Origin of the sequence: Bradyrhizobium sp. (genome assembly GCF_016462955.1) — a bacterium.
Taxonomy (GTDB): Bacteria; Pseudomonadota; Alphaproteobacteria; order Rhizobiales; family Xanthobacteraceae; genus Bradyrhizobium.
Map to the genome: position 1 here is coordinate 1 of NZ_JAEMSD010000663.1, position 3,101 is coordinate 3,101.

At 65.0% G+C, this 3,101-nt stretch carries 1 protein-coding gene; it reads left to right on the forward strand.

Going from position 1 to position 3,101, the window contains the following annotated elements:
* Nucleotides 1–3,101 (forward strand): DEAD/DEAH box helicase family protein (locus JHD07_RS36485; protein ID WP_291631004.1); only part of this gene is annotated, 3,101 nt, incomplete at both ends.

Sequence of the window (3,101 nt, forward strand, 5' to 3'; positions counted from 1 at the left end):
CGCCAGGGCAATCGACCTCCTGAAGCCCGGCGCCCTCGCCGCCTTCGTCACGAGCTCCGGCACGATGGACAAGGCGGACGCCTCGGCGCGTCAGCACATCGCGAAGTCGGCCGACCTGGTCGCAGCCATTCGCCTGCCCGAGGGTAGCTTCCGCGCCAGCGCCGGCACCGACGTTTTCGTCGACATCCTGTTCTTCCGCAAGCGCAAGGTCGGCGACGCCGAAGGCGACCTGTCATGGCTCGACCTCGACGAGGTTCGGCTGGCGGCGGAAGACGAGAGCGCGATCCGCGTGAACAGATGGTTCGTGCAGCGCCCGGACTTCGTGCTCGGCGCGCACGCGCTCGCGTCCGGTCCGTTCGGCGAGGCCTATACATGTCTGCCGCGCGACGATGAGGATCTCGAAGCGACACTCAAAGCCGCCATCGGCTTCTTGCCGGAAGCCGTCTATGACGGCGAGCCGGAGGTGATCGATCCCGACCTGGCAGAAGCCGGTGATCCCTGTGACGTCGATTGGCCTGCCGATCGCCACGTGCGCGAGGGCAGCTACTTCTTTGACAAGGCCCACGGCTTGATGCAGGTCCTCGACGGCCAGCCGGTCGCGGTGAAAGCGCGCAAAGGCCGCAGCGCCGACGGCATTCCGGAAAAGCACGTGCGCATGATCCGGAAGCTGATCCCGGTCCGCGACGCTGTGCGCGAGGTCTTGAAGGCGCAGGAGCTCGACCGACCGTGGAAGGACGCGCAGGTCAGGCTGCGCATCGCCTGGTCGAACTTCGTTCGGGACTTCGGCCCGATCAATTTCACGACGGTCTCGACCGCCGAGGACGAGGAGAGCGGCGAGGTGCGCGAGACGCACCGCCGGCCGAACATCCAGCCCTTCCTCGACGATCCCGATTGCTGGCTGGTCGCCTCGATCGAGGACTATGACCTCGAGACCAACACCGCAAAGCCTGGGCCGATCTTCACCGAGCGCGTGATCTCGCCGCCTGCCCCGCCGGTGATCACCAGCGCAACCGACGCGCTGGCCGTTGTTCTCAACGAGCGCGGGCGCGTCGACATCGACCACATCGCCGAGCTGCTGCATCGGGACCGCGACGACGTCGTCGCCGAACTAGGGAGTGCCGTCTTTCGCGATCCCGCTAACGGCTCGTGGCATACGGCTGACGACTATCTCTCTGGTCACGTGCGGGACAAGCTGAAGGTTGCGGAGGCCGCTGCCGCGCTCGACCTCTCCTACGAACGCAACGTCACGGCGCTGCAAGGCGTGCAGCCCGCGGACCTCAGGCCGTCAGACATCACGGCGCGTCTGGGCGCGCCGTGGATTCCGGCCGCCGACGTCGTCGCCTTCGTCAAGGCGACAATGGACGCCGAGATCAGGATTCACCACATGCCGGAGCTCGCATCGTGGACCGTGGAGGCCCGCCAGCTCGGCTGGACAGCGGCCGGCACATCAGAGTGGGGCACCGACCGCCGGCACGCCGGCGAGCTTCTCGCCGACGCGCTGAACAGCCGCGTGCCGCAGATTTTCGATACGGTCAAGGACGGCGACAGCGAGCGCCGCGTCCTCAATGTTGTCGACACCGAGGCGGCCAAGACGAAGCTGCAAAAGATCAAGGACGCTTTCCAGCGCTGGATCTGGTCTGATCCCGATCGCGCCGACCGCTTGGCGCGCGTCTATAACGAGCGCTTCAACAACATCGCGCCACGAGCCTTCGACGGCTCGCACCTGAAGCTTCCGGGTGCCTCAGCCGCCTTTGTGCTTTATGGGCACCAGAAGCGCGGCATCTGGCGCATCGTCTCGGTTGGCTCGACCTATCTCGCCCACGCGGTCGGGGCCGGCAAGACCATAACCATGGCGGCTGCCATCATGGAGCAGCGCCGGCTTGGCCTCGTCGCCAAGGCGATGCTGGTCGTGCCCGGCCATTGCCTGGCGCAGGCCGCACGCGAGTTCCTCGCACTTTATCCGAACGCCCGTATCCTCGTCGCCGACGAGACCAATTTTACCAAGGACAAGCGGCACCGTTTCCTCGCGCGCGCGGCGACCGCGACCTGGGACGCGATTATTATCACGCACAGCGCATTCCGCTTTATCGCCGTGCCATCGGCGTTCGAGCAGCAGATGATCCAGGACGAGCTCGAACTCTACGAGACCCTTCTGACCAAGGTCGAGAGTGACGACCGCGTCTCGCGCAAGCGCCTCGAGCGATTGAAGGAGGGCCTGCAGGAGCGCCTGGAATCGCTTTCGACCCGCAAGGACGACCTGCTGACCATTTCCGAAATTGGCGTCGATCAGATCATCGTCGACGAGGCGCAGGAGTTCAGGAAGCTCTCCTTCGCGACCAACATGTCGACGCTGAAGGGCGTAGATCCGAACGGCTCACAGCGCGCCTGGGACCTGTACGTCAAATCCCGCTTCATCGAGACGAAGAACCCTGGCCGCGCGCTGGTGCTCGCCTCTGGCACGCCGATCACCAACACGCTCGGCGAGATGTTCTCGGTCCAGCGCTACCTCGGCTATGAGGCGCTCCTCGAGCATGGCCTGCACGAGTTCGACGCTTGGGCGAGCACATTTGGCGACGTCACGACCGAACTTGAGCTGCAGCCATCCGGCAAATACAAGCCGGTGACGCGCTTTGCCACCTTCGTGAACGTGCCGGAGCTCATCGCCATGTTCCGCTCCTTTGCAGACGTGGTGATGCCGGATGACCTGCGTCAGTACGTGAAGGTGCCGGCGGTCTCGACCGGCAAGCGCCAGATCCTGACTGCGAAGCCGTCGCCGGCATTCAAGCGCTACCAGATCCGGCTCGGCGAGCGCATCAAGGCGATCGAAGAGCGCGACCGCGCACCCGAGCCCGGCGATGACATCCTGCTGTCAGTCATCACCGACGGCCGCCACGCCGCAATCGACCTGCGTCTGGTTGATCCGGATAGCGACAACGAGGCCGACAACAAGCTGAACCTGCTCGTCGGCAATGCCTTCCGCATCTGGAACGAGACAGCCGAGAACAACTACACGCGGACAGATGGCAAGCCCTTCGACTTGCCTGGCGCCGCGCAGATGATCTTCTCCGATCTCGGCACCATCAGCGTCGAGAAGAGCCGCG